The 646-nt window shown below is 51.4% G+C and carries 2 protein-coding genes; both read right to left on the bottom strand.

What is annotated here, in order from left to right; genetic code table 11:
• The coding region (locus tag WMO65_RS26420; RefSeq protein ID WP_349064919.1) for a hypothetical protein at positions 1-272 on the bottom strand (272 nt) is incomplete at its 3' end.
• A gap of 11 nt (positions 273-283) precedes the next feature.
• On the bottom strand, positions 284-646 hold a 363-nt coding region (locus WMO65_RS26415), incomplete at its 5' end, for a hypothetical protein (protein WP_349064917.1).

Below are 646 nucleotides of genomic sequence, written 5' to 3'. Positions count from 1 at the left end.
GCAGATCCATACTCACGGCCGAACATAAAGTTCCCAGTCAGCTGCAGGATATACGCGATCAGCCAGATACCGACCCCCACGCCCAGTAAAAGGAAGAGCGGCGTGTTCGCGTTCCAATAATCTGCAAATGGATCCTCCCTTATTCTCCCTGCCTGTTCCAGGACGACTGCCACATCTATGCCCTTTTCAAGGACAGCGGACAGATAATACGCTGCTATGAGGATGATGAACAGAAGTACACCCGAAAAGATAGCTGCTTGTTTTTTCTTCACTTCTCAACACCTCATTTCTTGATCCGTTCCACTGCCTTTGCTGTCTTTTCCAGATGGTCTGTCACGGTCTTTGCGTGATCCCGCTCCACCGGGTCATAGTGCTTCATCAGTTCCTTTGTGCTCATCCCTTCCTTCCACTCCCCATTTCGGTCCATGATGAGGTTCCGGCCGTCTTTCGGCAGGAACATGATATAGGCCTTTCCTTTTCCGCCTGCCGTAGGGATGCTGCTCTCAAAGACATTCCTGTTGTTACATACCAGGTAGCTGTCCGTGCTCCCCGGGATCCTGCTGATAAAGGCTCCTTCCCTCTGCATTCCTGCCACCAGGGATTCATTGACGATCACTTTCTCATATGCCGGGTTTGCATCCATCCG

The organism is Blautia caccae (assembly GCF_040095955.1).
Taxonomy (GTDB): Bacteria; Bacillota; Clostridia; order Lachnospirales; family Lachnospiraceae; genus Blautia; species Blautia celeris.
The sequence above is the reverse complement of the archived record's forward strand: the minus strand, read 5'-3'. Positions and strand labels throughout refer to the sequence as shown.